We start from the raw sequence: 754 nt of genomic DNA, 5'->3' as shown, positions 1-754 counted from the left end.
GCGTTCGCCTCGTCCGCGTCGAGCCACGCTTCGCACTTGTAGGTGCGCCACTGCCCGCCGCCGATGTTTCGGTACGCGGTCGCGGGGACCGTGATGCGGGCGAGCTCGTCCCAGTAATAGGCCGTGTGGCCCTCGCCGGAGTCGCCGATCGCCGCAAGCTCGAACTCCTTGCCCTTGGCGTCGTAGCCCTTGTGCTTGGGCTCCTCGAACACGGGGATGAAGCCGGGGTGCGCCTCGGCACCATCCTCGGGCAGCAGCCTCATGTCCCAGCTCGGGTCCAGCTCGACCGATCCGGGGGCATATTCCGTGCGCAGGGTGCAGCGGTTGCGGCCGTACAAGGCGGTAATGCCGCTTCCCGCCGTGCAGCTTGATATAGCCTCGTCACCCAGCTTCATGTCCAGGTGCCAGCCGGTGAAGCCTGTCGAGGGGTCGGTGCCGAATTTATCGTTGAGGTTGCAAGTGGGCTCAAGCTCAGTTTTGGCAAGCTCTGCCGGAAATACGAAATTAGTGCCAGTCAGATATCGCTGGGACTTATAGAGTAGATGGGTCTTGTCAGTACCATCCTTATAGAAGTAGAACTTGCCCATGGTCACCCAAGTCCACAGGTACAGATCTCCGTTCACCTTCTTGCTCACGAACTTCGGCCCGCTGAAGATGCTCGGGTCCGAGCAGTCCTTATCCCCTTCGTACCACCCGTCTAGACATTTGTCGAGCAGGCTCATGTCCTGCCCCTCGTCGCGCATGACCTGCTCGA

General features: G+C 61.0%; 1 protein-coding gene. It reads right to left on the bottom strand.

Annotated features, from left to right (window positions below; genetic code table 11):
* On the bottom strand, positions 1-754 hold a 754-nt coding region (locus DWX63_RS11345), incomplete at both ends, for a hypothetical protein (RefSeq protein ID WP_199411205.1).

This window comes from Collinsella sp. AF20-14LB (assembly GCF_003459505.1).
Classification (GTDB): Bacteria; Actinomycetota; Coriobacteriia; order Coriobacteriales; family Coriobacteriaceae; genus Collinsella.
Note: the sequence above shows the minus strand (reverse complement) of the source record. Positions and strands in the feature narration are given on the sequence as shown.